This window comes from Nocardia sp. NPDC051900 (assembly GCF_044452545.1).
In the GTDB taxonomy this organism is placed as follows: Bacteria; Actinomycetota; Actinomycetes; order Mycobacteriales; family Mycobacteriaceae; genus Nocardia; species Nocardia sichangensis.
Genome location: NZ_JBITBU010000011.1, coordinates 228802 through 255227 on the forward strand (window position 1 = coordinate 228802; position 26426 = coordinate 255227).

The following is a 26426-nucleotide window of genomic DNA, read 5'->3' on the forward strand; positions in this document are numbered from 1 at the left end:
GCAATCGACACGGAGGGCGATCCGGCTCGACCGGACGGAGAACTACTACAGAGGATCGTCTACCTTTGATCCGTGAGCATTCTCGAGACAGTGCTGATCTTCGCCGGCATACCGCTGGTGATCTACGGCATCATCGCCGGATTGTCGTTCCTCGGTAAGCCGCTGCCTGGCGAGAAGCCGGTCCACTTCGCCCTCGGCCAGAAGTGGACCGCGTCGCCGGTGCTGTGGAGTGCCACCGAAGAGGTGATCGGCTCGGGTCACCATTTCGCGGAAACGCCGCATGAGCAGCATGCGGCCATCGAGTCCACCGCGGTGGAGCTGATCGGAGGACGGGCAAGTGGCAGGTTCTAAGTGGCCCGCGGTGGTCGAAGCCGATTTGCCGCACGGATACGCGATCACCAGCAGCGGACGCGTCTCCGGCGTGCACGAGGCAGGCGACGTGTTCAAGGAGGCGCCGTTCAACGACGTAGAGCGGCTCACCATGGACAACGTGCTCACCGAGGCGACCCGCGCGACGAAGGTGCGCTTCAACGTCTACATCGGCGATCTGGGCGAGGACCCGGCCGCGTCCGCGGACGCGATCTTCCCTGGCACGCCCGAGGCGGCGCACTCGGTGCTCATCGCCGTCTCGCCCAACGAGAAGGCGATCGAGGTGCGCTCGGGCCGGGCGGTCGCCGACCGTGCGAACGATCGCGTCTGCCAGCTCGGCGTCACCGCCGCGTTGAGCTCGTTCCGGCAGGGCCAGTTGATCGACGGCGTGGTCTCCGCCGTCCGCGTGATGGCCGCCGCCATCGGCAGGTAGCTGTCACATTTGCAGCGCCTGCGGCGCCGCGAACGGCACATGCTCGGTCTCGCTCCGCTCGAAAGACGGGGTGTGCCGCAGTGGTTGCGATAAGTCCGGCGCGTCCACCCGACCAAGGGGTGGACGCGCCGGTTTCGTCTACGGCTGTGCGTCGAAGGCGCGGGCCCGCAGCGAGCGTTCGATCCCCGCCTTGCCCTCGCTGACCAGCCGGCGCAGCGCCGGGGGATGATCGCCGGCCAGGAACTTGTCGGCGACGGCCACAGCGTCCTCGCTGATCGCCCAGTGCGGGTAGAGGCCGACCACCACGGTCTGGGCGACCTCGCTGGAACGACGCTCCCAGACGCCGGGCACCTCGGCGAAATACCGCTCCACGTAGGAGGCGAGCAGCTCACCCTGCCCGGCGGGCGCGAAGCCGCCGACGATCGAGCGGGCGGTGATGTTGGGTACCGAATCGTCGCCCATCACCGTCGCCCACGCCTGCTCCTTCACCTCGGCGATCGGACGCGCCGTCGCTGCGGCGGCCGCCTGCCGCTTGCCCGCGGCTGTGGGGTCGTTGGCCAGCTCCTCATCGATGACCGGAGTGTGCAGCCCCTCGGCATCGATCTCGCCCGCCGCCGCGAGCGCCGACACGATCCGCCAGCGCAGGTCGGTATCGACCACCAGGCCGGGCAACCCGACCTTCGCCGGGTCGCCGTCGCGCAGCTCGCTCAGCACCTCGGTGTGCCAGGCCGACAACTTCGCGCCGGTCAGCGCGTTGACGAAGGCCAGCTGGTGGTCGGAGCCGGGTTCTGCTTCGCGCGCCAGCTCCAGCAGCCTGTTCGCGTATTCCGGCCAGCCGGTGGTCGCGGCCCATTCCGGCTCGGCGTAGCTGCCCAGCGCGGTGTTGGCCTGCATCAACAGCCGTTGCACCACACCGATCTCGCTCTCGGCGCCGACTCCACGCTCGACCAGCGCGACGAAATCACGGGCGCGGAACTCGGCCTGGCGCGTCATCTCCCAGGCCGCCGACCAGGCGAGCGTGCGCGGCAGCGGCTCCGCGATGTCGGCGATGCGGTTGACCAGCACGTCGAGCGAACCGGCGTCGAGGCGGATCGAGCAGTAGGTGAGGTCGTCGTCGTTGACCAGCACGAACTGGCCGCGCGGCACGCCGGCCAGCTCGGGTACCTCGGTGCGTTCGGCGGCGTCGAGGTCGAGCTCGACGCGCTTGGTGCGCACCAGTTTTCCGTTCTGGTCGTCGTAGACGCCGACCGCGAGACGGTGCACGCGCCGCTCGCCCGCGCCCGGCTGTGCCCCCTCCTGCACGACCGCGAACGAGGTGAACCTGCCCTCGGCGTCCACCTCGAAGTCGGGGCGCAGGATGTTCAATCCGGTGGTCTTGAGCCACTGCGCACCCCAGGTGGACAGGTCGCGGCCGGACGACTTCTCCAGCGCCGACAGCAGATCGTCGAAGGTGGCGTTGCCGTAGGCGTGGTCGGCGAAGTACGCGCGCAGGCCCGCCAGGAACGGCTCCAGCCCGACATACGCGACGAGCTGCTTGAGGACGCTGGCGCCCTTGGCGTAGGTGATGCCGTCGAAGTTGACCTCGACCGCGGCGAGATCGGGGATGTCGGCGGCGATCGGGTGGGTGGAGGGCAGCTGGTCCTGCCGGTAGGCCCAGGACTTCTCCACGTTCGCGAAGGTGGTCCAGGCGTTGGTGTACTCGGTGGCCTCGGACTGGCACAGCACCGACGCGAACGTGGCGAACGACTCGTTCAACCACAGGTCGTCCCACCATTTCATGGTGACCAGGTCGCCGAACCACATGTGCGCCATCTCGTGCAGCACGGTCTCGGCGCGACGCTCGTAGGACGCCCGGGTGACCTTGGACCGGAAGACGTAGTCCTCCAGGAAGGTCACCGCGCCCGCGTTCTCCATCGCGCCCGCGTTGAATTCGGGGACGAACAGCTGGTCGTACTTGCCGAACGCGTACGGCACGCCGAAGTTGCGGTGGTAGAAGCCGAAACCTTGCTTGGTCTCGGTGAACAGCCGCTCGGCGTCCATGTGCTCGGCGAGCGAGGCGCGGCAGTAGATGCCGAGGGGGATATCGCCGTGGTCGTCGGTGTAGACGTCGGTCCACTGCGCGTACGGGCCCGCGATGAGCGCGACCAGGTAGGTGCTCATCTTCGGGGTGGTGCGGAAGACGTGCTTGCCCGGCTCCGCCACGAGCGTCTGCACCACGGCCGCGTTGGAGACGACCTGCCAGTCCTCCGGTGCGGTGACGGCGATGTCGAAGGTGGCTTTCAGATCCGGCTGATCGAAGCAGGCGAACATCCGCTTGGCGTCGGCGGTTTCGAACTGCGAGTACAGGTAGACGGCGTCGTCGGCGGGGTCGACGAACCGGTGCAGACCCTCGCCGGTGTGCGAGTACTCGCAGTCGGCCTCGACCACCAGCTCGTTGTGCTCGGCCAGGTCGGTCAGCGTGATCCCGGTCGACTCGTCGTAACCGGAGACGTCCAGCGCGGTCCCGTTGAGCACCGCCGAGCGCACGCCGCGCGCCACGATGTCGACGAATGTGCTCGCGCCCGGTGTCGCGCCGAAGGTCACGGTGCTGCGGGAGAAGAAGGTCTGCTCGCCCGGTTTGCCCGCGCCGTCGGTCAGATCCAGCTCGACGCGGTAGTTCTCGACCGACACCGTCGCGGCGCGTTCGATCGCCTGGTCGCGAGTGAGGTTGGGTGCGGACATAAGGCTCCTTCGTGGTCGAAGAACTGGCACGGGCAAAACCCACAATGCCACCTCGGGGTGGCAGGCCGCGCGGGACTTTCCCGATCAACCCTAATGTTCGCGGCACTTACCCACCGGTCCGCTGTGTGCGGCGGACGGCGCGGCGGCGGTGCTCGGGGGCGGCGGTATTGTGCCTGGTACAGCGCAGGTTCACCCCAGGGATTCGGAGGCTCGACGTTGAAGCATGTGCACGCCGGGAAGGTGCGTGACCTGTACGAGGACGGCGACACGCTGGTGCTGGTCGCGTCCGACCGGGTTTCGGTGTACGACGTGGTGCTGCCGACGCCGATCCCGGACAAGGGCGCCCTGCTCACGCAGTTGTCCAACTGGTGGTTCGAGTACTTCACCGATGTGCCCAACCATGTGGTCTCGGCCACCGACGTGCCCGCCGAGTTCGCCGGTCGCGGCATTCGGGTGAAGCCGCTGAAGATGGTGCAGGTGGAATGCATCGCGCGCGGTTACCTGACCGGGTCCGGGCTGGTGGAATACCGGCAGACGGGCTCGGTGTGCGGGATCGCGCTGCCGCCCGGTCTGCGCGAGGGCGACAAGCTGCCGGAGCCGATCTTCACACCGACCACCAAGGCGTCCGAGGGGCACGACGAGGCGATCACCTTCGCGGACGTGGTGAACCAGGAGGGACGCGAGGTCGCCGAGCGGCTGCGCGAACTCACCTTGCACATCTACGCCAGGGGCGCCGCGCACGCCGCCGAACGCGGTGTCATCGTCGCGGACACCAAGGTCGAATTCGGCTGGGACGGCGATGTGCTCACCCTCGGCGACGAAGTGCTCACCTCCGATTCGTCGCGTTTCTGGCCCGCCGACGAGTGGGAGCCGGGCCGCGCGCAGCGCTCGTTCGACAAGCAGTTCGTCCGCGACTGGTCCACCTCCACGGGCTGGAACAAGGAGGCGCCCGGCCCGGAGATCCCGGCCGATGTCGTCGCGGCGACCCGCCAGAAGTACGTGGAGGCCTACGAACTCATCACCGGCCGGACCTGGGCGGGCGTGCCGCGATAGCGGTCAGTCCGCGAGCAGCTCGGTCAGCCGGTCCAGGCAGGGCCGCTGCCCCGCGACGAGCTTGTCTCGCGCGGTGGGTGCGTCGAACCAGTCCGCGCGGTCGATCTCGGGGAACTCCGCGAGGCGGCCGGAGCGCGGCGGCCATTCGAGCTGGAAGGTTCCCGGTACCACGGCGGCGGGATCGAGGTCGCCTTCGACGGCCCAGACGGTGAGCACCTTCTTGCCGCTGCTGTAACGCACCTCGCCCAACGGCAGCCACGTGCCGTCCGGGACCGGCAGCCCGAGTTCCTCGGCGAACTCCCGGCTCGCCGCGACCTCGGCGTCCTCCGTCTCCGGCTCGTACTCGCCCTTCGGAATCGACCACGCGCCCAGGTCTTTTCGCGCCCAGAACGGCCCGCCCATGTGTCCGAGCAATACCTCGACGGCGCCGTCGGAGTTCCGGCGGAAGAGAAGGACTCCCGCACTGTGTTTGCCTGCCACACCGGGTAGTCTGCCCCGTCGCGATCGGCCGAGTGCCCTCGCATGCCGGTGCCCGGCGCGTCGCCGGAGCGACCGCTTTCGGCCGCCACGCCCGCCGCTCGAAGTGCCACGCAGTGCGAAGGGCTCCACTTGCCGGGTCCGGTGTGGTGCGGCGGCGCCACCCGGCATCCCGAGCGGCCGTGCCGGGTCGAACCACGATCACGTCCGGCGATCCCGGCTGTCGGCGGACGTGCTCGCATTCGCCGATCCGGCGCTGCCACCGCGACCATTCGTGCACCCGCTCAGTCGGGGAGGTTCACTCGTGCCCCGTGGCGCAGCTGTGCCGCACGGATGGTCAGATAGTCGCGCTCGGGGACGCTCGTCGTGCGGGCGGCGGCCTTGGTGTAGCAGGCGATGGCCGCGTCGATCGCACCGGCCATCTCGTGCAGATGGCCGCGCACGGCGTCGAGCCGGTGGGAACCCGACAGGTGTTCGTCGAGGGTCTCGGCCAGCGCGAGACCGGCTTCGGGCCCCGCCACCATCGCCTTCGCCACCGCCCGGTTCAGCGTCACCATCGGATTGTCCGAGAGCCGTTCGAGCCGGTCGTACAGCGCGAGGATCTTGGTCCACTCGGTGTCCTCGGCACGCGGAGCCTGCGCGTGCAGGACCGCGATGGCCGCCTGGATCTGATAGGGCCCGCGCAAGCCGCCGGAGAGCGTGCCGGTGACCAAGGTCGTCCCTTCGGTGATCAGCGCACGATCCCACAGCGCGCGATCCTGTTCGGCCAGTGGGACGAGTTCGCCGTGCGCGCCGGTGCGTGCGGCCCGGCGGGCGTCGGTGAGCAGCATCAACGCGAGCAACCCGGTGACCTCGTTGTCGCCGGGCAGCAGCCGGTGCACCGCCCTGGTGAGCCGGATCGCCTCATCGGACAGGTCCGTTCGCTGCAACGTGTGCCCTGAACTGCTGGTGTGACCTTCGTTGAAGATGAGGTACAACACGTGCAGTACCGCGCCCAGCCGCTCGCGCCACCGCTGATCGCCCGGCTGCGCGAAGGGCCGCTCGACGGTGGCCAGCTTCTTCTTCGCTCGTGTGATCCGTTGCGCCATGGTCGCTTCCGGTAACAGGAAGGCGCGGGCGATCTGTTCGGTGCCGAGTCCGCCCACCGCGCGCAGCGTCAGTGCGATGGCGGCGGCGGGCGTCAGCGCCGGGTGGCAGCACAGGAACAGCATGGTCAGCGTGTCGTCGTGGTCCACCGGGACGGCGTCGGGCACCTCGCGGTCGAAAGCCGTGGTCTCCCTGCGCCGCCGGGCCACCTCCGCGCGCACGGCGTCGGCCATGCGGCGCTGCGCGACCTGGATCAGCCAAGCCCGCGGATTGTCCGGCAGGCCCTCCGTCGGCCACTGGGTCGCGGCCGCGAGCAGCGCTTCCTGCAGCGCGTCCTCTGCGGTGTCGAAATCACCGAAGCGGCGGACGAGCGTTCCGAGGACCTGCGGCGCCAGTGCGCGCAGCAGGTCCTCGGTGCTCGCCGGGAGCGGTGTGTCGTCGGGCACCGCACTCCGGTCGCTCATTGCTCGGTGGCGGGGCGCCCATCACCGCGCGAACTTCGATGTACTCGCCGATCGGTTTGCCGCCGGGGCCGGGGGCGGCGGAGGCCTGCGCCGCGATCTCGTAGGCCCGCTCGGGGCTGTCCACGTCGACGATCCAGTACCCCGCCAAGAACTCTTTGGTCTCCGGGAAAGGCCCGTCCGTGACCACCGGCGCCGACCGGCCGTCCGAACTGACGATCCGCGCCTCCTCCGGCCCGGCCAATCCCTGCGCGTCCACCAACTCGCCCGCCTCGGCCAGTTGCGCACCCAGCGCGCGCTGGAAGTCTATGTGCGCTCGGATCTCTTCCGGGGACCATTCGTTGATCGGTGTGTCGCAGTACTTGGTGGGTGCGTAGGTCTTCAGCAGCATGTATTTCACGGTCGATTTCCTCTCCGGCGTTCGGTCGCTGGGAGCGCTCCGGTGGCGCCCGAGAGGAGGTCGGAGCACGCCGCGCGCGTTCGACACATCTGTGCAGTGATCCACATCACAGCTCGGCCGAGGTGTCGGCCAGCCGATCCGGATCGACCGGTTCGCCCGCCAGGATCAGTTCCTTGATCCGGTCGGTCACGTCCCAGACGTTCACGTTCATCCCGGCGAGCACGCGGTTGTCCCCGTCCAGCCAGAACGCCACGAACTCGCGTGCCGCCGTGTCGCCGCGCACGACGACCCTGGCGTGTTCGCCCGGCGCGGCGTACCCGGTGTACTCCATGCCCAGGTCGTACTGGTCGGTGAAGAAATAGGGCAGCCGGTCGTAGGAAGCCTGCTTGCCGAGCATGGTCGCGGCGGCGACCGCGGGTTGGTTGAGCGCGTTGGCCCAGTGCTCCACCCGGACCCGCCTGCCGAGCACAGGGTGCTGCTGGGCGGCGATGTCACCGACCGCGACGATGTCCGGATCGCTGGTGGCCAGGCGTTCGTCGACCAGCACGCCGTCGTCCACGGCGAGACCGGCGTCGGCGGCCAGTTCCACGTTCGGGCGCGCGCCGACGGCGACCAGCACCGCGTCGGCTTCGATCGTGCTGCCGTCGGCGAGCCGGACGCCGTTGGCGACCGCGGTCGCGATCGCGTCCTCGGTGGTGATCGCCTCGACCTGCGCGCCGAACCGGAAGTCGACGCCGTTGGCCCGGTGCAGATCGGCGAACACCTCGCCCATCTCCGGTCCGAGCACCGCGAGCAGCGGCAGGTCGGCGCGTTCGACGATGGTCACCTCGACGCCCGCCGCCCTGGCCGCGGCGGCGACCTCGAGGCCGATCCAGCCGGCGCCGATGATGACGAGGCGCCGCGTCGCGCTGCCGAACAGCTCGATCAACGTGTCGGAGTCCTCGATGGTGCGCAACGTGTACACGTTCGGCGCGTCGGCGCCGGGAACGGGCAATGTCCGCGGCGTGGAGCCGGTGGCGAGCGCGAGCTTGTCGTAGGACAGTGTGGAACCGTCGGGCAGGGTGACCGTCTTGGCCGCGGGGTCCAGCCCGGTGACGGTGGTGCCGAGGCGGATGTCGATGTGGTGGTCGCGATACCACTGCGCGGGATCGACGATGAATTCCGGCAGCGCCTTCTTCCCGAGCAGATGCTCCTTCGACAGCGGCGGCCGGTCGTAGGGCAGGTGCTCCTCGGCGCCGATCAGTGTCACGCTTCCCTCGAAGTCCTTCTCGCGCAGAGCTTCTGCTGTCTTGGCCGCGCCCAGTCCGCCGCCGACTATGACGAAATGCTGGTCAGAACTCATCGCGGACTCCTTCTCCGAAGGGAACCAAGCACCTGCCGGTCAACCCTACTGGCAGCCGTGCGCGCCGCTCGGGAAAACGGATGCCGCGAGTGGGAACGAATCGCGCGCCGGCGTGGTTGCTCGGTAGGGCGGCGCAGTGCGCGGCCGCCCGTCCGCTTGCGATCGAGAGGAAGCCGCCCGTGACCGACGAAGCCACCAAGGACGTCGCCGATTTCTGGTTCGACCCGCTGTGCCCGTGGTGTTGGATCACGTCCCGCTGGATCCTCGAGGTCGAGCAGGTGCGCGACATCGAAGCCCGGTTCCACGTGATGAGCCTGTCGGTGCTGAACGAGGGCAGAGATGTGCCGCCGCAGTACAAGGAACTGCTCGACACGGGGTGGGGCCCGGTCCGCGTCGCGATCGCCGCGGCGCAGGAGCACGGCGACAAGGTGCTGTCGCCGCTGTACACCGCGATGGGCACGCGCATCCACAACCGGCGGGCCGAGTACGAACGCGAGAGCCGCAAGGAGACCCTCGCCGCGGTGATCGCCGACGCGCTGGCGGAGGTCGGTCTGCCCGCCGAGCTGGCCGCGGCCGCCGAGAGCACCGACTACGACGAGGCGCTGCGCGAGAGCCACCACGCGGGCATGGACAAGGTGGGACCGGACGTCGGCACCCCGACCATCCACATCAACGGGACCGCGTTCTTCGGTCCGGTGCTGTCCCGTATTCCCCGCGGCGAGGAAGCGGGCAAGGTCTGGGACGGCGCGGTGGCACTGGCGTCCTACCCGCACTTCTTCGAGCTGAAGCGCACGCGGACCGAAGATCCGTCGTTCGACTGAGCACCCGCGCCCGGGTGCCGTCGCGCGGCACCCGGCCCGGTCAGAACGCGGACTTCGGCGGGCTCGCGGGCACCTGGCCGTAGGAACTCGCGTACCCGCCTTCGGGCACACCGGCGCCCGCGGGCGGGGCAGGGCGCAGGAACAGCTTCCCGTGCCTGCTGCGATCGCGCAGCGCCCACATCCGCCAGGTGAGCACGGGGTGGCTGGACAGAGCGTTCACCATCCAGACGAAGAAGCCCTTCTCGACGGCCGCCCGGTCGGCCATCTCGTCGAAGCCGACCAGCCGGTTCATGTACTTGCCCGCGGCCAGGGTGCCCATGGCGGCGGACGCGCCGGTGTGCCGATTGCAGAAGCCGTGGTTGTCGGCGGTGTACTCCTGCGCGCGGATCAAGCTGTTGCCGACGACCGGCAGGAACGGCACCAGGAACATGCCCAGCTGCCGCCAGTACGACGTGTGCCCCGCCGCGATGTGACCGACCTCGTGGCCGATGATGAACGCCAGCGCGTCGGGTTCGCGTGCGGCGCCGCCGATCTCGAACAGATCGCTGTAGACCACTACGTAGCGCCGGAACCCGTGCCCGCTGGCGAACGCGTTGATCTGGCCGTTGCCGAGCACCACGTACGCGTCCGGCACCTTCGCCATGCCGAAGCGAGCGGCGGCGTCCACCACCATCTGATAGCCCTCGGGGAACTGGGTCGGCGACATCTTCACGCCGTTCACCCGCTGGCCCGCGTAGTTGATGCCGCGACCGAACCACAGCAGCAGCGGGGCAGCCGCGAACGCGAGGACGTACTGGTCGAAGTTCCCGGTGGCGAGCAGCACCAGCGCGATCAGATACGCGAACACGGTGAACACCACCACGACGACGAGCATCGGTATCTCCCAGCTGTGCCGTGCGGGCATGCCGAACGGCGACAGACCGCGGGGCTGCCGCTGCGGCGGAGCTCCGGGGGGCACCGGGGCGCCGGGGTAGGAGCCATAGGGCGCCGGATACGCAGCCGGGGGCGCGGACGGATAGGAGCCCGAGGTGTACTGCTGGCCGTACGACGCGGCAGGCGTGCTCCGATCCGAGACCCACCCGCCCTGCTGGGCGTACGGGTCGGCCTGTCGGCCCGCCTGGTCGGACGGCTGGGGTTCGAACGGCTGCATGGAATGAACTCTATTCAGTTGCCGGGAACGGGGTCGGCGCGTCGGCCGTGTCATCGGGCACTGTGGCCGCGAACACAACTGGCGCATCAGTCGATTCGCGCGGGCCCGCCGCGGTGTTAATCGCGGGGCAAGCCCTCTCGCCGCCGCGCGGCGGCCACCTGACACAATGCCTGCCATGCGCGTTTACCTGGGTGCCGACCATGCCGGTTTCGAACTGAAGAATCACGTCAAGGCCCATCTGGAGCAGGCGGGCCACGAGGTCGTCGACTGCGGCGCGCTCGAGTACGACGCGCTGGACGACTACCCCGCCTTCTGCATCGAGGCGGCCCGCCGGACCGTCGCCGACCCCGGCAGCCTCGGCCTGGTGTTCGGCGGCAGCGGCAACGGCGAACAGATCGCCGCGAACAAGGTGCCCGGCGCCCGGTGCGCGCTGGCCTGGAGCGTGGAGACCGCGAAGCTGGCACGCGAGCACAACAACGCGCAGCTGATCGGCATCGGCGGCCGCATGCACTCGACCGAGGAGGCGCTGGCCATCGTGGACGCGTTCATCTCCACCCCCTGGTCGGGCGAGGAGCGCCACCAGCGTCGCATCGACATCCTGGCCGAGTACGAGAAGACCGGCATCGCGCCGGCGGTTCCCGCGTACTGAGCGCACCGAGGTCGTAATCGGCTGTGCCGGAAGGACATACGCTGCACCGCCTGGCGCGGCTGCATCAGCGTCGGCTCGCGGGCGGTGTGGTGAGCGTATCGAGCCCGCAAGGCAAGTTCGCCGCGGGCGCTGCCCGGGTTGACGGGCAGGTGCTGACGAAATCCGAGGCGTGGGGCAAACACCTGCTGCACCACTACGACTCGGGACTGGTGGTGCACGTGCATCTCGGCCTGTACGGCACGTTCACCGAATCCGCGCTGCCGATGGGGGAGCCGGTCGGGCAGGTCCGGATGCGCTTGTCCGGGGAGCCGGACGGGCAGCCGGGCTTCGGCACCGACCTGCGCGGGCCTGCCGCGTGCGAGATCCTGCTGCCGCCGGAGGTGACGGCGCTCACCGACCGGCTCGGTCCTGATCCGCTGCGGCGCGGCGCCGATCCGGACCGGGCGTGGCAGCGCGTCCATCGTTCCCGCAGGCCGATCGGCGCGCTGCTGATGGACCAGCAGGTGGTCGCGGGGGTCGGCAACGTCTATCGCGCGGAATTGCTTTTCCGCCATGGGATCTCCCCGCATCGTCCGGGTACGGAGCTGTCCGCGGGCGAATGGGCGGACATGTGGTCCGATCTGGTCGCGCTCATGCGGGTAGGGGTGCGCGTCGGGAAGATGGTCGTGGTGCGGCCCGAACATGATCACGGCGAGCCCTCGTATGCCCCGGATCGCCCGCGCACCTATGTCTACCGCCGCCAAGGCGCCCCGTGCCGTCTGTGCGAGACGCCGATCGCCCATCAGGTGATGCAGGCGCGGAATCTCTTCTGGTGCCCCACCTGTCAACCCGGCTGACCCGGATCGGCCGGGTCAGCCGGCGACGGCGGTGTCGATGTCCGGCTCGTCCGCGAGGGCGAAGCGGCGCCCACCGGCCGTCTTCGCGGAGTACATCGCGCGATCGGCGCGGCGCAGCAGATCGGTGAAATCGAGCGGGCTGCCCGGCGGGTTGTAGGCGGTGCCCACGCTGGCCGACACCGGAACGGGCCCGGCCGACGACCAGACCGGGTCACGCAGCGCGGCCACGATCCGATGCGCGAGGTCACCGAGGTTGTTGTGGCGGGGGTTGGTCGCGAGCACGAACTCGTCACCGCCGTACCGGCAGATCACCGTGTCCGGCGGGCACGCTTCGCGCAGTCTGCCGGCCAGTTCGACCAGCACTTCGTCACCGATCGCATGCCCGTACCCGTCGTTGATCTGCTTGAACCGGTCCAGGTCGATCAGCAGCAACCCGACGCCGCGCGTCGGGTCGGTGGCCATCAGGCGCACCTTGTCCTGCAGCAGCGTCCGGTTGGCCAGATCGGTCAGCGCGTCGTGGGTGGCCTCGTGGCGCAACCGGTGCTGCAGCGCGGCGATCTCCTGCACGCGCAGCGACACCTTGGCCGACAGGTTCTGTTCCTGTTGCGCGAGAGCGCGCTCCTGAAGCGCCTGGGCGTAACTGTCGATGGCCTGACTGGCGATGAACGGCCAGCGTGTGGCCACCAGGGAGCCGGGCGTGCCGGACGGGAAGCCGAGCAGCCAGCGCGTGGCCTGCGCCAGCATCCGGATCCGGTCGAACGGCGCGTCGGCGAGCCGGGCCCCGAGCATGCGTGCTTCCGGAACCGGGAACGGCTCGCAGCGCGCGAGTGTGAGCAGGCGCTCGACGATCTCGATCAGCACCGGTTCCAACTGCTGGGGCGCCGCGCCCGAACCGGGCTCGGCGCAGACCGCACGGGCCCATGCTCGGGCCATAGCGGCTACCGGGGGCTCGATGTCGGTCGACATCGGACTCACCCGGTGTGGGCGACGTCGGTACCCAGGTGCCCTGTAGTCACACAGGCGCCGGCGTCACCCTGATCGTTCCCACTGCTACGCGGTTGCGTCCACCTGGTTCGGCGCACGTTCACCGCCCCCTTTCCAGATACCCCCGTCCGGCAAAAAGGATCCTAGCAAGCCACTCGGCATCGAAAAGCGGCGATTTGCAACGTGTTCTCGACGCCTGGCGAATGGCGATCGGGTATGTGATCGTTCCCGTCGCGTTGGTGTTACACCGGATTCCCGTTCGCTGCAAAATCGCGGCGCGACGCGCTGGCGACACGCTGTACGAGGTGTGCGGAGAGTGGTGCGTGAGCCACGGGGGCGGTCCGGACCGTCCACGCGCCGCTTGCTTCACGAGAATCGGTTCTCGCACGCGACGTCCTCGTCTTCCCTGTCGAGTTGCGAATGGTTGTTCCTGGCGTGCTGGAGGTGGGCGCCTGCTCGCGGTCCTCGGGCCGAACCGGCTCGGGTGCCGCTCGCCGCCCAGTGGCGCGATGTCGGTGTCATCCCGCTCTCCCGGCCAGCGGGTTGCCGTGCGATCGGCCGAGGGTTCGCCGGAAAGACTTCTCGGCGCAGAGCGCCCGGAACCCTGCTCGGTATCGTGGCCGTGGCTGCGCGACACGCCGCGCGCGGCGGTTGTGACAGCGAGTCGTGCGGTCCTCATCGGAATTCCCTCGAGCGAAGTTCCTGGCGTGACATCTGTGTCATCTGAGTTTCGCCCACCGGAATCCGACACGCCAGAGTTTCAATGAAAAATCACCTTTAAAAATTTCCGACGCGCGCTGCCGCGTGCCCGCGCGCCCGACGTGCGACACTGGATGCGGCAACCCTGGAGCGCTTCGGCGGGCAACCTGCGAGATCGCGCTGCGCGGGGGGCTGATTGGCGTTTCGGAAGCCTGGTTCGGTACAGTCGGATCGCACACGACATCGTGGCGATCCCATCGGTGTCGTATGCCTGCGGGTGTAGTTCAATGGTAGAACCTCAGCCTTCCAAGCTGATGGTGCGGGTTCGATTCCCGTCACCCGCTCCACGGAGCATTCATCCTCGTCGGCGGCCGCCGCGTCGCCGCGAGGGCCACGGGGTGTAGCGCAGCTTGGTAGCGCATCCGCTTTGGGAGCGGAGGGTCGCAGGTTCAAATCCTGTCACCCCGACCATCGTTCGGGGGTGAGGTTCGTGCTCGGATCTCGATCGGCAGGCGGTGCCGCCGCCGCGCCGCCTTCGATCATCGGATCGGTATACCTACGTATCCCAGCGGGTTTCGCCCATGTGCGACGGCGGCCATGGGGAAGGCGCGGAGACTTCCGTCTGCGGCTGCGGTCGCCGGACACCCCGTGGCAACCCTTCGGCACCGGTCCTGAGTAGCCGAGTTCGACGATTCGCCGGCCGTCGGGTTCGACGCGCGAGATCGGGATACGAGACATTCGGGTCGCCGTCACCGGTGCAGCGCTCGAAAGGCTCGAACGGATTTGTCTACTTAAGTATTCGACAGCGCCGGATGGAAATAAGAGAACGGTCGGTTCGCGGCCCGCGCCGTCACTGTTCGGCTTGCCCCTGCGGGCTGGTGGCCACCGGCGGCAGCTCGGAGTGCCGGGCGAACGCCTGATCGATCAGTTCCGACGTGGCGCGGGTGACGATCAACCGGGCGATCGCCAGATCGGTCTCCAGTTTCGTGCGATCCCGCGGGGTTCGTGCGGATTCCTCGTAGGTCTGCCCGGCCAGCCGGTAGAACAACTCGGTGGCGAAGCGGTCGGCGATGCGATCGCAGTCCGCGCGCAGACGTTCGACCAATTGGAACGTGTCCTGCGTAGGCAGCCCGGTGTCGTGCAGCCGGGTGGCCAGATCGCAGCACCGTGGATTCGTCACCCGGTACGCCTCGAGCGGGTCCTCGCTGGAGGCCAGCGCCTGCTTCGCGTAGTCCGGCAACTCCGCGTAGCTGTCCTGTGGCTCGGTGGTGGCTTCCGGGTCTGCTTCGGCTGCGTTCTGACTCTTCACTCCGAGTACATCGGCGAGTCCGTCGCCACGGTCCCAGGCTTCGAGCAGTTCCCTGATCCCGTTCAGCTTCATGCCCCGCCCCAGCAAGCGGCTGATCGTTTGCAGCCGGTTGAGGTGGTCCGACCCGTAGTACCCGATCCGCCCGCGCACCTCCGGCGAGGGCAGCAGACCTCGCTCGTGGTACACGCGGACGCTGCGCACGGTGGTGTCGGCTGCCCGTGCCAGTTCGTCGATCGTGAATTCAGAGTCTGCAGCCATGTTTAAAAGGAAACCATAGTCGGGCCCCCGTGGAAAACGGTCCGTTTCATAACGTGCCGTTAAAGACGGTAGCTGGGTGTTGCTTGAAGGTCAACGAGCCGTTACATAGCGGTACAAAAGGTTGTGTGCTGGGCAACAGTGGGCTACCGTGCGTAGACCAGCTTATCGCGGCTGGGTTCCGGGGACTGTTGAGCAGCCCTGATGACGTCCGATCCATGGGCCACGCACCTGCCAGAGGTGTGTGCTCGGCATCCCCGGAGATGGCTATGAGCATTACGCGAACCCTTCCGATGGACACGGGATCCATTGCGTCAGCAAAGATCTCGTCGATTCCGGCAAAGTCGAACCAGCGGCCCCCGTGCGCCGACGTCCCGGACAACTGGGACATGGACAGCGGGAATCCGGATGCCTGGCGAGCGGCGGTGCGCACCTGCCAGAGTTGCCCGCTGCTCACGCAGTGCCGCCAATTGGCGCAGACGCTGACCACCCGGGGTGACGGTCCCCGCGCGATGATCTGGGCCGGCGTCGCCTATGACAACTCCGGCAGCGTCATCGAGAACCTGGACCGGCACCGCGCCGCGCCGATCGACCACAAGCGCCCTATGCGCATCATTCGCAACGGCCCGCGTCCGCTGCGCACCATATCCACTCTTCCCGCACCCCGTCGGCACATCGTGCTCGGGCAGCCCCTGAAGCCGACCGGCACCGACGGTCTGTGACTATGCTGCGTGCAGCTTTTCGCGTCGAGTCCTTCGGTGGTGCGTAACTCATGACAGTGCTGGCATTGGAGATCGGGTCGTCGGGCTTCGCGGCGACCCGGGTCGCGGACGATGTCGACACCGACGACGTCCGGAGGATCCCGATCCCGGTGACGGGCGCCTGGGATAAATGCCAGGATCTGCTGCTCGAGGTCGCGGGTGGTGGCGAGGTCACCGCCCTCGGCATCGCTTCGGCCGGGCCGATCGACATGGCGGCGGGGGTGATCGCGCCTTCCGAGGTGCCGGAATGGCGAGCCGGTTTCGGCATCGTTCAAGCCGCGCGGAAGTTGTTTCCGAAAGCACAGGTTCCGCTCGCGCTGGACGGCGTCTGCCTGGCGCTGGCGGAGCGAGGTTTCGGCGCGACGAGCGAAGTGATGGACAGTCTGGCGCTCAACGTCTCCGATCGCGTCACCGGCGGGGTGGTCGTCGGCGGCTTCGTGTTGGTGGGGCGTACCGGCAACGCGGGGCACATAGGTCATGTCTTGGTTCCCGGCTTCGACGATCGGTGCTCGTGTGGCGGCCGCGGTTGCCTGGAGGCGGTCGCCGGTGGCCTGGCCGTGGTGCGCTGGGCGCGGGAGCAGGGCTGGGCGGGCGCGTCGGTGCAGGAACTGCTGGACGCCGCCCGCGTGGGCGAGGACATTCCCGCCGCGGCGCTCGGCCGAGCCGGAACGGCGCTCGGCCGCGCGATCGCCTCCACGGCGGCACTGCTCGATCTCGACCTCGTCGTGCTCGGCGGCTCGCTCGCCGCCGCGGGGCCCGCGTTGTGGAAACCACTCGGCGAGGCGGTCGCCACGCATGCCAGGCTGAGCTTTCTGCCCGGATTGCGGGTGCTTCCCTCGCAGCTGGGAGACGTCGCGACGATCATGGGCGCGGGTGTGCTGGCCCTGTCCGGAAAGAATGCCTGATCGATCGCGCGGTGGTGTAATGCCCTGCGCGCGAGCGAATTCAAGCCGCGCATGGATTGCCGAGGGAATGCCGTCGGCTGCGGTCGACGGCTTCCGTTGATCTTGTAGACCAGTTTGCGGCGGATGTGCCGTTGGGCTGCGCGCCGGTGGAAGGGGGGTTCTCCCGAAGCGGACGTGAACAAAATGAACACGGCTGCGCGTGCTACGTGAACATGGTGGAGACTTCATGGGAACGGGCGGCGATGTCACGGAGTTGATTGCGCCGCTAAATAACGGTACATTGCCTGAGTCACAATGTCTCATCCGGGTTGGCGGACCCGGAGGAACGGCTGGTCGGGCAAGTGCGAAGCGAAGTGGCGCAGTGATTCCATGGGTGACGATCGAGACGTTGACGCCGGACGGCATGTCCGTGGCGTCGGTGGGGGATGCGCCGCGTGAGTTCGCGAGCTGGCAGCGGGTGCTGCAGCGAACCCTGTCCAAAACACCGGCGTTGTACGACAAGCTCACGACCGCAGGGCTGACGGAGGCGATCCAGACCGCGCACGATCAGGCGCAGGACGTCGACCTCGCCATTCAGACGCGGGCGGGGCGGCACCAATTGCTCATCCGCCCGATCTTCGGTCCGGCGGGCGACGTGCACGCGGTGCGACTGTGGCTGGGCCCCGCGTCCGAGCGGGTGCCTCCGTTGCGCCCGGCGGTGGGCGCCATCTGGGACCTGAGCAGTCAGACCATTCAGCAACCGAGCGGCATCACGCGGCTGTCCGGCAGTACCGCCGAAGAGTACGTCCCCAGGATGTCGATCGCGGAACTGTTCCACCGGGTATCGAGTTTCGACCGGCACGCCGAGATGCTCGATCTGCTCTACGACCCCAAGCCCGGTGAGCGAATGCAATTCGACACCACCGTGATACACGGATTCGGGCGCCCGGCCCAATGGCGGATCACCATTCGTGCCCGCGACGACGACCGCACGCGCGGCGCTTGGTGGCTGATCGAGGACGTGACCTCGGAGAACGCGCCTGCGGCGTGGCCGACCTTGGAACGAATCGGATTGCGGGAGGCGCATCGCCGGGCGGGTACGCATCTGGCCGTGGTCCAGCTCGAGCACACCAGCATCTCGCACTGGCTCACCGATCCCGCGCCGTGGGTGCGGTGGGACTACCTCTTCCGTCCGGTCGACGTCTTCCATCCGGACGACCGTCCCCGGCTGGCGGAACTCGGCGAACGGCTGCGGTCGGGCGACAGTTGCGGTGTGACGTTGCGGGTACTCAACTACGGCGGCGGTTACACGCCCACGTCGCTGCTCCTCTACCCCTATCCCGGGTACTCCAGCAGACAGCTGGCGATCGCCCAGCTGGTCCGTGTCGCCGACGATGTTCCGTTGCTGGAAACCCATCGCCAGGTGCTGGAACCGCGGCAGCGCAACGCGCCGATCGGCTACGACGAACAATTGCGTCATTGGCTCGCGGGCAGGATGAAAAGCAACCCGGCCTGCTGACAGTTTAGTTCCCACGAGTGGGAACTACCGGCCGGTTAACAACGCCTGTGCTCTCTACCATTTCGGGAGTGAGGACAGGCGTTCGTGAGTCGGCAGATTCGGGTGAGGCACTGCTTCGCCGGATGGCCGCCCGCCGCCGTCGCGACAACATTGTGGTCGCGGTGCTCGCCGTTCTCGCCGTACTCGGCGGCGGCCACGCGATTCTCAGCGTCTTCGACTCCGGTCCACCCGCACCGTCGGATGATTCGACGACGGCAATCGTCGGGCATGCGCAATTGGCCGGTTCTTACGCCGAGCAGTTCGTCGTCGCCTACCTCAGCGCCGTCGCGGGACAACAGGACCGGATCGGCGAATACGTCGGTTCCAATCAGCAGATCACGTTGCCTTCGTCAGCGCGCCAAGTCTCCGACCCCTCGGTCGTCTATGTATCGCGCGCGCTCTCGGCGGGCGGGCTCGAAGTCTGGTCGGTGACGGTGTCGGTCCGAGTCGGCAAAGTCGGCGCCGCGACCGCGCCGGATCAGCGGCAGTTCTACCGTGTCGCGGTCTCGGTATCCGACGGGCGGCTGCGTGCGCTGTCGACACCTGCCCTCGTCCAGGCTCCTTCGAAGGGCGTCGATCTCAAACTGGCCTACGGTGCGCCCTGCGCGCCGGATACTCCGCTCGGACAGGTCGCGGCGGGTTTCCTGAGTGCCATGCTGGCCGGGAACGGCGACGTGGCCCGGTACATCACTCCGGATGCCGGGCTGGCCGCGCTGAAACCGCCGCCCTTCACCGCCGTCGAGCTGACCTCGCTCACCACGGACGATTCGAGCTGCGGCTCCGGCGGCGCGAAGGCCCAAGTGCTGGCCACCGTCAACCCCAAAGCCGATACGGGAGCGACCGCGACGCTGGCCTACCCGCTCACCATGATCCGCAACGCGGGCCAGTGGCAGGTGGTGTCCATAGATCCGATTCCCGCCTTGTCGAGTCCGCTGGCGGTAGTCGTCGGTCAGGATTCCCGCGGCGGAGCGCCGCCCACTTCCACCTCGTCTTCCTCGCCGACGGTGACGATTCCGCCGGCGACACAGAACTGATCCGAGAGGCAGCCCGATGGGTAATCTCAGCAACATCCTCTATGGCATCCTGATCTTTGTCCGATGGGGCGGGATGATCATCATCGCCATCGTGACGATCGGTGTGGTGATTTCCGAGGCAGCGAAATCGAGGTTGTCGCCGGCGCGGATCATCGTCGTCTTCGGATCGGGATTGATGGCCGGGGTGGTGATCTGGATTCTGCCCACGACCATCAACTACGCGCGCACGGACGCGAACCTCATCGTCCCCGATCACCCTATCGGTGGCTATCGATGACCCAAGTCATCAAGGTGTTCACGCCGATCAAACGTGTGCCCACGATGATCGGCAAGGCGCAGAACGGGCAGAAGCTTCCGTTCGGCCCCTACACCCTGCCGCAAATCGCGGCCGGCGTGGGGACGTTGTCGGTCACGTCGGTGTGCGCCATGACTTTCCCGCTCAACCCGGCCGTCACGTTCATCACGGGTCTGGCGCTGACCATCTTGGCGGTCTTCGCGCTCGGGCTCGTGCCGTACACGGGCGTCCGGATGATCTCGCGTGCTTTCTGGCTGGGCAGGCTCATCGTCTATCGCAAGCCGGTGTCCGCCTCCGGCATGCCGATCACCGGTGACTCCGCCCGCCACACCGTGTTCGTCGAGGAGAGCGTGGTCCTTTTACTGCCCGACCGTGTCGATGCTGGTGTGGCCGCCGAGCCGAAGTCCGGTGTCCGGATGCTCGAGGTGATGAGTGGTGGCGGAAAAGTCACCGACCTGTGGCTGCGGCTGAGCGGCAACGATGAAGGCGATGGTAACGGCGACAGCCCACCCCCCGGAGGACGCCCCTGATGGCACTCGGACGAGATCTACAGCCCACCGCGGCGATTCGCGGCAATCTTCAGTTCACCCATTCCGGCCTGGTGACCGCGACCTATTTCATCAATCCGCTCGGCTACGGGTTGCGCAAGGCAGGCGACAAGTACGACGTGAAGATGGCGCACCACGCGCTGGTCACCAACTTGCCGAGCGGGTCGTTGCTGCTGGGCATCCAGGCGCGGCTGAACACGATCGATGTGCTCACCAAGATGGTGGAGGGCGTCGATCTGGACGAGTGCGAGGACTACGCCGACGAGGTCGTCGCCTCCTACGAGCGGGTGCACGCGATCATGCCGCAGACCCGCATCTTCCTGCTGTCGATTCCGGTCGGCGCCAGCAACTCCAGCATGTCCGCGTTGTCGCGCCTGTGGCGCGGCAGCACCACGACGGTCGACGCGACGGCGATCTCCCGTGCCGACCTGGAGGAATACGACGACAAGGCGAACGAGATCCTGTCCAGGATCGGGGGTGACTTCGATCCGATGCCGGTGCCCGCGGCCCTGTTCCAATGGCTCTGGGAGCACTATCTCTCCCGCGGGGCGGCCGGGGATCCGGTGGCGCCCACCCGAGCCGGCGCGCTGGACGACGCGACGGCGGCGGTGTTCCGCTCCGCCGCGCTCGACGAGGGGGCCCAGGCCGACAGCAATCGGCGTATCCGGCCGTCGTTCGTCCCCGTGATCAAGGTGGTGCAGCCCGATTTCGATTACCGCCCGTCATATCAAGCGATGTTGACGCCGCACTCGTTCCCATACGCGGGCATGACGTTTCCCGGGGGCAGCGAGTTCCTCAATGTGCTGGAGGGCCTGGGCGACGTCACCGTGGACTGGGGCATGCGGATCTCCACCAAACCCGCCGACGAGGTGCTGAAGAACAACGAGCTCAGCCTGCGCAGGCTCGGCGAGCAGATGGACCAGCGCGACCAGGAGATCTCGTTCGCACAGAACACGCTGGCGTCGAAGGCACAGATGCTCGGTGAATACAACCAGCACTTCGAAGTCAACGGCGGTGAATCGGAGGTCTCGTTCACCACGGTCATCGCCATCGGCGGGCCGACACGGGACGCCACGATGGACGCGGTGAACACGCTCAAGCGGCGCTACAAGCGGTTCCAGGTCGATATGACCGCGCCGGTCGGCGCGCAGGTCGACCTGTGGTCGATGCTTATCCCCGGCAGCCCGCCGCGCCGGGCCTTCGACGATTTCGCCCATATCGTCCCCTCGGACATGTGGTCCGGTTTCGTCCCGTTCACCACCAGTCAGATCGGCGACGACAGCGGGCCGGTGATCGGGGTGAACCTGCTGTCGGGCCATTTCGAGCCGATCCACTTCGGCATCATGGAGGCCGCGCTGCACGACCTGTCCGCCTCGTTCGCGGTGACCGGCGAACTCGGTTCGGGCAAGTCGTATTTCCTCAAGCTGATGGCGGTGCTCGTCCACGACATGGGCGGGCAGTTCCTCGCCATCGACCGCAGTCAGGTCGGCGAGTGGGAGCATTTCGCGCGGTCGATCGATGACGCGGTCATCATCGATCTGGCGAACCCCACGGTCTCGCTGGATCCGCTGCGATTGTTCAGTCCGCGGATCGCGGGAGAACGCGCACTGGACTCGATCCTTCCGCTGCTGGATCTGTCGCCGACCTCCGGTGCGGGCGCGGCCGCGAGCAATCTGCTGTCACCACGAGGCATGGCCGAGCACAAGATCAAGAGTTTGCTCGATCTGTTCCATGTCGTGCGCCGCTTGCGGGAGCACCCCGAGCGAGGCGAGGAGTACGCCGATCTGGCGGCGCGGCTCGGCACCGTGGTGGAGCGGGTGCCCGTGCTGTTCGATCCCAAGCTGCGACCGCTGCGCTTGGATGCCGCCGCGACCGTGGTCCGCAGTCACCACCTGCAACTGCCGAGCGCCGAGGAACTCACCACCCCGCACCTGTACAACAGGTTGCCGCTGACGAAACGGCTCGGCACGGCGCTGTACGAACTCGTCGGCGTGGCGGCACGGGAGGCTTTCCTCTCCGACAACGGCAGGTTCGGCCTGTTGGTCGGCGACGAAGCCCACCATTTCACGCAGACGCAGGTCGGCTCGGCGGTCACTTCGGATTTCAGTCGCGACGGCCGTAAGCACTTGGCCGCGATCGGGCTCGCCTCGCACGACCCCGCCACCGACTTCCAGGGCGCGGCGCACAATCTCATCCCGAACCGGTTCGTCTTCCGGCAGCGCGACGAGACGCTGGCGCGCAACAGCTTGGAGTGGTTGGGCGTCGATCTGGAGGAAGCGCCTTTCCTGTTGCAGATCCTTCGCGAAGAGACCTCGCCTCCGGTCGGGCCCGGTCGTCAGATTCCCGAGGAACGTCGTGGCGAGATGTTCATGCGTGACGCGCTGAACCGCATCGGTCGCGGCAAGGTGCTCGGTCCGGCGCGTCCGGATCGCGCCGCCGCGATCACCAGCACCCCGACCAGCGCCAACGGCGTGCGCGCGGCGCTGACGGAGCTCCGCTGATGAGATCTTTGCTCGGCTCCGGCATTCGCCTAGATCGGCCTTCCTTCGGGATGCCTTGGGAACCGCAATTCTGGGACGCGGAACGTTGGCGGCCGCAGATGGTGTTCCGGCGATTCCGGGCTTGGATCGCCGCTTCGCGTCGTCGTCGGCGAACCGCGTGGATCGTCCTGGCCCTCTTCGTGCTGTTCGTCTTCCCGGGCCTCGTGCACGCGGTATCCATTGCCCAGCCGGGCACCGCGACTCAGGGAACCGCACCCAACACCGCGACCAGCTGGATGAATGTCAAGGACTCCTATGGGGTCAATGCGTCGAGCTACATGCTGGTGGTCGATCGCGGCGGAGTGCTGAACCTGGGCAATTTCGCGCTGTGGATCATCCTCATGCCGTTGTTCGCGGTATGGCAGCTCTTATCGATCACGGGGGTCTGGCTCCCGGCCAAGGCGCTGGATTTCCAGTGGCTGAACCTGATCAGCGCGCCACTGCAAGCGATGGCCCGCAACCTGACGGCGCAGATCGCGACGCCCCTGATGGCATCGACGGCGCTGGCGATCGGTGCGTTCTTCGTGGGCTATTTCATCGTTCGCGCTCTGTACGCCAAGGCCGTTACGCAGGTCGCGACGATGATAGTCTTCGCGATCGCCGGCGTGTTCTTCCTGGCGAACCCGTTGTCCGAGGCTTTGTCCGACCACGGTCTGCTGGTGCAAGGGCGTGACTTGGGACTCTCGGTCGCGGCGGGTCTGAACGGGAACAGCAATCCGAATCCGAACCAGTTGGTCGCCACGCTAGGAGCGACCATGACGGACAACTTCGTGCGATTGCCGTTGCAGGTGTGGAACACCGGGCACGTCGTGGACAGCAACCCGTCCTGCCGGGCCGCGTGGTCCGCGGGCATGACGGCAGGCAGCGAAGACCGGGTGCGCAACGGCATGAGATCATGCGGCGACGGCGCCGCGTATGCCGCGATGGGGAATCCGGGCGTCGGTCAGATCGGAGCCGGACTGCTGCTGTTGCTGTGCGCGGTCATCCTCTTGGCCTTCGCCGCGTATTTGTCCATCAAGATCATGTGGGCCGCGCTCGACCTCATCTACTACGGGTTCGCGTCGATCTTCGGATTCGCCGCGGGGGGATTCATCTACGGTCCGACGCAGACGTTCACCGTGCGCTGCGTCGTGCACGGATTCATTTCCGCCGGAAAGATGGGCTTCTTCGTCATTGCCCTCGGCATCTACGAGCTATTGCTGGGCAGCCTGTTCCGAGCGGCGAACGGTCAGATCATGGTGGTGTTCGTCATCGGGGCGGGCGTCGAGATCATCGCCATCATTCAGGTGCGGCGTCTGAGCCGGAATATCGACGACGCCAACGACTGGGTGACCAACCGTATCGGAGCGGCGATCCAAAGTGGCGGATCGTCAGGGGGCGGCGGGGGTGGCGGCTCCGCACTGGGTATGGGCTTGGGTATGGGTAACTCCGGCGCGGCCAACTCGTTGAGCCCGTTGGCGATGCTCGGCGCGGTCAGCACCATCAACAGCTCGCCGGTCACGGCATGGATGTTCGGGGGCCGGCTCAACCCGCTGAGTCCCTTCTCGCGGGTGGACCATGTCGACAAGAAGAATAAGGCGAGGGGCCTGAGTTCGCGGGACCTGCGAATGGCCGCGCACGGTTCCGCGTACGACCGGGTATCCGCCGCCGATTTCGCGCGACAAGGAATAACGAGGTCCGGGGCGCGCCGCAACAGTGAAAGAGCCGCCGCCTTCGCGGCGGAGAATGTCGCGCATACGACAGGCATGATGGGCAGCGTGCAGTACGCCCTCCGTATGGCCGGCATCAGCTGGGGGAGAGGGCAACGGGCGACCATCGCACGAGCGGATATCATCCGCCACGCGGACGACGAGCCGCTCGCATCGAAGCACCTCGGCCGGGTCGTCGCCGCGCATAAGCACTTCGAGCGTGACTTCCATACGAATCCGAGAATGATGATGGCCAGGTTCCATGGGTTGGAGGCCAGCGTCGATCGGTACCGAGGTGATTATCAGGGCGGTGTGCACATTTCGGAAGATTTGGCCCAACTCGGCAGAGACTACATCGACAATCCGCGAAAGGCATGGATCGATGCATTGCAGGCCCATGCAGAGGGGCCGGTCACGGGCAGTTCCCCGCGGCTGCGGATCAATGGCCGGGACCTGGATCAAACCGAAGCAGACCGGTTGAGGAGCTGGATCGCCAACGAGCATGCCCTGCGGGTCCAGGCTGCCACCAACTGGGTAGCCCAGAATCCCGACGACTTCGATCGGATCCGAGTACTGCGTTCCGAAATCGACAAAGCTGCCCAGACCGACCAATGGCAGGCGGGCCGGAATATCACGGGTGCCGTCTCGCTCCCACAGCCGGACCCCGCACATCCGCTGCCTCAGATTCCGCCCGAGATTCTGAATCCCCTCAGAAACCCGCGCGGCCGCTGACCACCCTCGATGAGGGCACAACAGTGGTGCAGATATCACAGAAAGGCACACGATGATCGGTCGTCTCCTGACGCTCGTATTGATGCCGCTCTGGGTATGGGTGGTGTTGGGGGGCGTCGGCGCCATGCTCCTGCTCATGATGGGCCTCGTGCTGGTCATCGGCGGCGCGACATCGTCGATCGCGTCCGACCTGCATTACCAGTGCGACAGTGCGGTGGGGCCCGACCCCTCCTTGACGGTGACCGCGAGTCGCGCCTCGACGGTGGCGCGGCCGACGGCGCAGAGCGCGCCGACGGGTGGGGTGACCACCGTTCCCACCACCAACCCGTACGCGGAACTGACCATCGCCCCGGACGACACCGGCGCGTCCGACTGGCAGCGCGCCTGTGCGACGGCGCTGAAAGACGCGCCGTATCAGAACGCGCCGTTGCTGACGGTGGGCTCGGGAGTCGGCGCCGATTGCGCGCGTCAACTGGCGCTCGCGCAGTCGCGAGGCGTGTCGAGCGGAGCGGAGAGCAGTGCCGGTGCGCGGATGGATGCCGCCGAGCTCACCAGAACGGTGATCTACCGAGCCTCCGCCGCGCAGTCGACGGGGCAGTGCTCACTCACCGCGCCCGTCGGCGCGCAGACGCCGTCGCCGGACGTCGCACGCCCGCCGGACAGTTCGGTTCGGCGGGCGTGCGGACAATCCGACAGCTCGGGCGCCTCGGTCGTCGTACTGCCGAATACCGTGGCGGCGCAGGGTGCCTGCGGTCAGCGGGTGGACCTCTCGGCCGTATCGGCGGGTGATCTGGTCTTCTGGAACTACCGGAACAATGCGCCGACCGAAGTCGGGATCGCGGTCAGCGGCACCACGCTCGTCACGGTCGATTCGTCGAGCGGCGGCTTGGTGGAACGGGTTATACCCAGTGCGGACGACGTGCGGGTGAAGCGAGTGCTCGGCAGTGGAATGTGATGAGTAAGCGATGCCGCCAACAGAAGTAGAGCCCCAGATCGAGACCGGCGAGGAGCCCGAGGCGCCGCCGGGGCCGGTGACGCCTTGGTCGAACCGGCCGGATCAGCAGCGGCCACGGCCGGGCGGGGTGCCGGGGCAGCCTGGCAGCCCGTCTCCTGGACCGGGGCAGTCCGGCGCTCCAGGGCCGGGCCAGTCGGGGCCTGGTCAGCCGAATGGAGCAGGCGATCCCGGTCACGCGGGTTCTGCGCAGGCGAGCCCGGGTTCGTCTGGTCCGCCTGTGCCGGGTCATGCTGTGCCTGGTCAGCAGGGTGGTCCGCCGGTTCAGCAGCCGGGTCAGTCGGTTGAGGGTGCGCCGGGTGGTGTGGTGGCTCCGCGGGTGGAGGCGG

Annotated in this window: 22 protein-coding genes, 2 tRNA genes and 1 pseudogene; 17 read left to right on the plus strand and 8 right to left on the minus strand. The window is 67.7% G+C overall.

What is annotated here, in order from left to right; genetic code table 11:
• Nucleotides 1-72 precede the first annotated feature (72 nt).
• Both ACIA5H_RS21065 and ACIA5H_RS21070 read left to right on the plus strand, forming a co-directional pair.
• The gene (locus tag ACIA5H_RS21065) at nt 73-351 is read left to right on the plus strand and encodes a hypothetical protein (protein WP_355075930.1); all 279 of its coding nucleotides are present in this window, start codon (nt 73-75) and stop codon (nt 349-351) included.
• Nucleotides 338-802 (plus strand): DUF5130 domain-containing protein, encoded by a 465-nt coding sequence (locus ACIA5H_RS21070; protein WP_355075932.1) that lies wholly within the window; start codon nt 338-340, stop codon nt 800-802. The genes ACIA5H_RS21065 and ACIA5H_RS21070 overlap by 14 nt, the downstream gene beginning before the upstream one ends.
• Nucleotides 803-940: 138 nt before the next feature.
• Here ACIA5H_RS21070 and pepN read toward each other — a convergent pair whose 3' ends face one another.
• The gene (pepN, locus tag ACIA5H_RS21075; RefSeq protein ID WP_379254284.1) at nt 941-3523 is read right to left on the minus strand and encodes an aminopeptidase N; all 2583 of its coding nucleotides are present in this window, start codon (nt 3521-3523) and stop codon (nt 941-943) included.
• 216 nt (nt 3524-3739) lie between these two features.
• Between pepN and ACIA5H_RS21080 the strand changes: the two genes are divergently transcribed.
• On the plus strand, nt 3740-4576 hold the full coding sequence (locus ACIA5H_RS21080; protein ID WP_355075936.1) for a phosphoribosylaminoimidazolesuccinocarboxamide synthase: 837 nt from the start codon (nt 3740-3742) through the stop codon (nt 4574-4576).
• Nucleotides 4577-4579: 3 nt separating this feature from the next.
• Here the strand turns inward: ACIA5H_RS21080 and ACIA5H_RS21085 are convergent, their stop codons facing one another.
• The 4 genes and pseudogenes from ACIA5H_RS21085 to ACIA5H_RS21100 form a co-directional block, all read right to left on the minus strand.
• Nucleotides 4580-5056 (minus strand): NUDIX domain-containing protein, encoded by a 477-nt coding sequence (locus tag ACIA5H_RS21085; RefSeq protein WP_397077118.1) that lies wholly within the window; start codon nt 5054-5056, stop codon nt 4580-4582.
• Between the two features lie 281 nt (nt 5057-5337).
• Nucleotides 5338-6603 carry an RNA polymerase sigma factor gene (locus tag ACIA5H_RS21090; protein ID WP_397077119.1) on the minus strand — a complete coding sequence of 422 codons (1266 nt, stop codon included), beginning with the start codon at nt 6601-6603 and terminating at the stop codon, nt 5338-5340.
• Between the two features lie 10 nt (nt 6604-6613).
• Nucleotides 6614-7000: pseudogene (locus ACIA5H_RS21095) on the minus strand (YciI family protein); the annotation flags it as partial.
• 106 nt (nt 7001-7106) lie between these two features.
• Nucleotides 7107-8342 carry an NAD(P)/FAD-dependent oxidoreductase gene (locus ACIA5H_RS21100; protein WP_379254290.1) on the minus strand — a complete coding sequence of 412 codons (1236 nt, stop codon included), beginning with the start codon at nt 8340-8342 and terminating at the stop codon, nt 7107-7109.
• Between the two features lie 179 nt (nt 8343-8521).
• Here ACIA5H_RS21100 and ACIA5H_RS21105 point away from each other — a divergent pair, with 179 nt between their 5' ends.
• Entirely contained in the window at nt 8522-9163 is a 642-nt protein-coding gene (locus tag ACIA5H_RS21105; RefSeq protein ID WP_355075946.1) for a disulfide bond formation protein DsbA, read from the plus strand.
• A 40-nt stretch (nt 9164-9203) separates the two neighbouring features.
• Here ACIA5H_RS21105 and ACIA5H_RS21110 read toward each other — a convergent pair whose 3' ends face one another.
• Entirely contained in the window at nt 9204-10313 is a 1110-nt protein-coding gene (locus ACIA5H_RS21110) for a M48 family metallopeptidase (RefSeq protein ID WP_379254294.1), read from the minus strand.
• Nucleotides 10314-10488: 175 nt separating this feature from the next.
• Here ACIA5H_RS21110 and ACIA5H_RS21115 point away from each other — a divergent pair, with 175 nt between their 5' ends.
• Together ACIA5H_RS21115 and ACIA5H_RS21120 are read left to right on the plus strand one after the other, a co-directional pair.
• Entirely contained in the window at nt 10489-10962 is a 474-nt protein-coding gene (locus tag ACIA5H_RS21115; protein ID WP_397077120.1) for a ribose-5-phosphate isomerase, read from the plus strand.
• Between the two features lie 23 nt (nt 10963-10985).
• A complete protein-coding gene (locus tag ACIA5H_RS21120) occupies nt 10986-11798 on the plus strand; it encodes an Fpg/Nei family DNA glycosylase (protein WP_397077121.1) in 813 nt (270 codons plus the stop codon).
• A 15-nt stretch (nt 11799-11813) separates the two neighbouring features.
• Here ACIA5H_RS21120 and ACIA5H_RS21125 read toward each other — a convergent pair whose 3' ends face one another.
• A complete protein-coding gene (locus ACIA5H_RS21125) occupies nt 11814-12764 on the minus strand; it encodes a diguanylate cyclase domain-containing protein (protein ID WP_379254297.1) in 951 nt (316 codons plus the stop codon).
• Nucleotides 12765-13754: 990 nt separating this feature from the next.
• Here ACIA5H_RS21125 and ACIA5H_RS21130 point away from each other — a divergent pair.
• Together ACIA5H_RS21130 and ACIA5H_RS21135 are read left to right on the plus strand one after the other, a co-directional pair.
• Nucleotides 13755-13828 (plus strand) — tRNA-Gly (locus ACIA5H_RS21130).
• Nucleotides 13829-13875: 47 nt separating this feature from the next.
• Nucleotides 13876-13952, plus strand: a tRNA-Pro gene (locus tag ACIA5H_RS21135).
• A 379-nt stretch (nt 13953-14331) separates the two neighbouring features.
• On the opposite strand, the gene ACIA5H_RS21140 is transcribed toward ACIA5H_RS21135, so the two are convergent.
• Entirely contained in the window at nt 14332-15048 is a 717-nt protein-coding gene (locus ACIA5H_RS21140) for a MerR family transcriptional regulator (protein WP_379254299.1), read from the minus strand.
• Between the two features lie 386 nt (nt 15049-15434).
• On the opposite strand from ACIA5H_RS21140, the gene ACIA5H_RS21145 reads away from it, so the two are divergent.
• The 9 genes from ACIA5H_RS21145 to ACIA5H_RS21185 all read left to right on the plus strand — a co-directional run bounded on the left by ACIA5H_RS21145 (nt 15435) and on the right by ACIA5H_RS21185 (nt 26040).
• Nucleotides 15435-15767 carry a hypothetical protein gene (locus ACIA5H_RS21145; protein WP_397077122.1) on the plus strand — a complete coding sequence of 111 codons (333 nt, stop codon included), beginning with the start codon at nt 15435-15437 and terminating at the stop codon, nt 15765-15767.
• A gap of 50 nt (nt 15768-15817) precedes the next feature.
• The gene (locus ACIA5H_RS21150; protein WP_364429663.1) at nt 15818-16711 is read left to right on the plus strand and encodes an ROK family protein; all 894 of its coding nucleotides are present in this window, start codon (nt 15818-15820) and stop codon (nt 16709-16711) included.
• A 373-nt stretch (nt 16712-17084) separates the two neighbouring features.
• Nucleotides 17085-18209, plus strand: a complete 1125-nt coding sequence (locus ACIA5H_RS21155; protein ID WP_364429660.1) for a GAF domain-containing protein — start codon at nt 17085-17087, stop codon at nt 18207-18209.
• Between the two features lie 68 nt (nt 18210-18277).
• Entirely contained in the window at nt 18278-19282 is a 1005-nt protein-coding gene (locus tag ACIA5H_RS21160) for a conjugal transfer protein (protein WP_397077123.1), read from the plus strand.
• A 73-nt stretch (nt 19283-19355) separates the two neighbouring features.
• The gene (locus tag ACIA5H_RS21165) at nt 19356-19559 is read left to right on the plus strand and encodes a hypothetical protein (RefSeq protein WP_397077124.1); all 204 of its coding nucleotides are present in this window, start codon (nt 19356-19358) and stop codon (nt 19557-19559) included.
• Complete coding sequence (locus ACIA5H_RS21170; RefSeq protein WP_397077125.1) at nt 19556-20107, plus strand: hypothetical protein; 552 nt, start codon at nt 19556-19558, stop codon at nt 20105-20107. The genes ACIA5H_RS21165 and ACIA5H_RS21170 overlap by 4 nt, the downstream gene beginning before the upstream one ends.
• Complete coding sequence (locus ACIA5H_RS21175) at nt 20107-22626, plus strand: ATP-binding protein (protein WP_397077126.1); 2520 nt, start codon at nt 20107-20109, stop codon at nt 22624-22626. Before ACIA5H_RS21170 ends, ACIA5H_RS21175 begins: the two co-directional genes overlap by 1 nt.
• On the plus strand, nt 22626-25085 hold the full coding sequence (locus tag ACIA5H_RS21180) for a hypothetical protein (RefSeq protein WP_397077127.1): 2460 nt from the start codon (nt 22626-22628) through the stop codon (nt 25083-25085). The genes ACIA5H_RS21175 and ACIA5H_RS21180 overlap by 1 nt, the downstream gene beginning before the upstream one ends.
• 82 nt (nt 25086-25167) lie before the next feature.
• On the plus strand, nt 25168-26040 hold the full coding sequence (locus ACIA5H_RS21185) for a hypothetical protein (protein WP_397077128.1): 873 nt from the start codon (nt 25168-25170) through the stop codon (nt 26038-26040).
• The last annotated feature ends 386 nt before the right edge of the window (nt 26041-26426 follow it).

What these genes read in the sequence shown, in the direction of transcription:
- ACIA5H_RS21180 (WP_397077127.1), top strand. Translation starts at nt 22,626, where the DNA reads ATGAGATCTTTGCTCGGCTCCGGCATTCGCCTAGATCGGCCTTCCTTC.
- ACIA5H_RS21170 (WP_397077125.1), top strand. Translation starts at nt 19,556, where the DNA reads ATGACCCAAGTCATCAAGGTGTTCACGCCGATCAAACGTGTGCCCACG.
- ACIA5H_RS21185 (WP_397077128.1), top strand. Translation starts at nt 25,168, where the DNA reads ATGCCGCTCTGGGTATGGGTGGTGTTGGGGGGCGTCGGCGCCATGCTC.
- ACIA5H_RS21175 (WP_397077126.1), top strand. Translation starts at nt 20,107, where the DNA reads ATGGCACTCGGACGAGATCTACAGCCCACCGCGGCGATTCGCGGCAAT.
- ACIA5H_RS21110 (WP_379254294.1), bottom strand. Translation starts at nt 10,313, where the DNA reads ATGCAGCCGTTCGAACCCCAGCCGTCCGACCAGGCGGGCCGACAGGCC.
- pepN (WP_379254284.1), bottom strand. Translation starts at nt 3,523, where the DNA reads ATGTCCGCACCCAACCTCACTCGCGACCAGGCGATCGAACGCGCCGCG.
- ACIA5H_RS21145 (WP_397077122.1), top strand. Translation starts at nt 15,435, where the DNA reads ATGGACAGCGGGAATCCGGATGCCTGGCGAGCGGCGGTGCGCACCTGC.
- ACIA5H_RS21125 (WP_379254297.1), bottom strand. Translation starts at nt 12,764, where the DNA reads ATGTCGACCGACATCGAGCCCCCGGTAGCCGCTATGGCCCGAGCATGG.
- ACIA5H_RS21100 (WP_379254290.1), bottom strand. Translation starts at nt 8,342, where the DNA reads ATGAGTTCTGACCAGCATTTCGTCATAGTCGGCGGCGGACTGGGCGCG.
- ACIA5H_RS21165 (WP_397077124.1), top strand. Translation starts at nt 19,356, where the DNA reads ATGATCATCATCGCCATCGTGACGATCGGTGTGGTGATTTCCGAGGCA.
- ACIA5H_RS21090 (WP_397077119.1), bottom strand. Translation starts at nt 6,603, where the DNA reads ATGAGCGACCGGAGTGCGGTGCCCGACGACACACCGCTCCCGGCGAGC.
- ACIA5H_RS21115 (WP_397077120.1), top strand. Translation starts at nt 10,489, where the DNA reads ATGCGCGTTTACCTGGGTGCCGACCATGCCGGTTTCGAACTGAAGAAT.
- ACIA5H_RS21140 (WP_379254299.1), bottom strand. Translation starts at nt 15,048, where the DNA reads ATGGCTGCAGACTCTGAATTCACGATCGACGAACTGGCACGGGCAGCC.
- ACIA5H_RS21150 (WP_364429663.1), top strand. Translation starts at nt 15,818, where the DNA reads ATGACAGTGCTGGCATTGGAGATCGGGTCGTCGGGCTTCGCGGCGACC.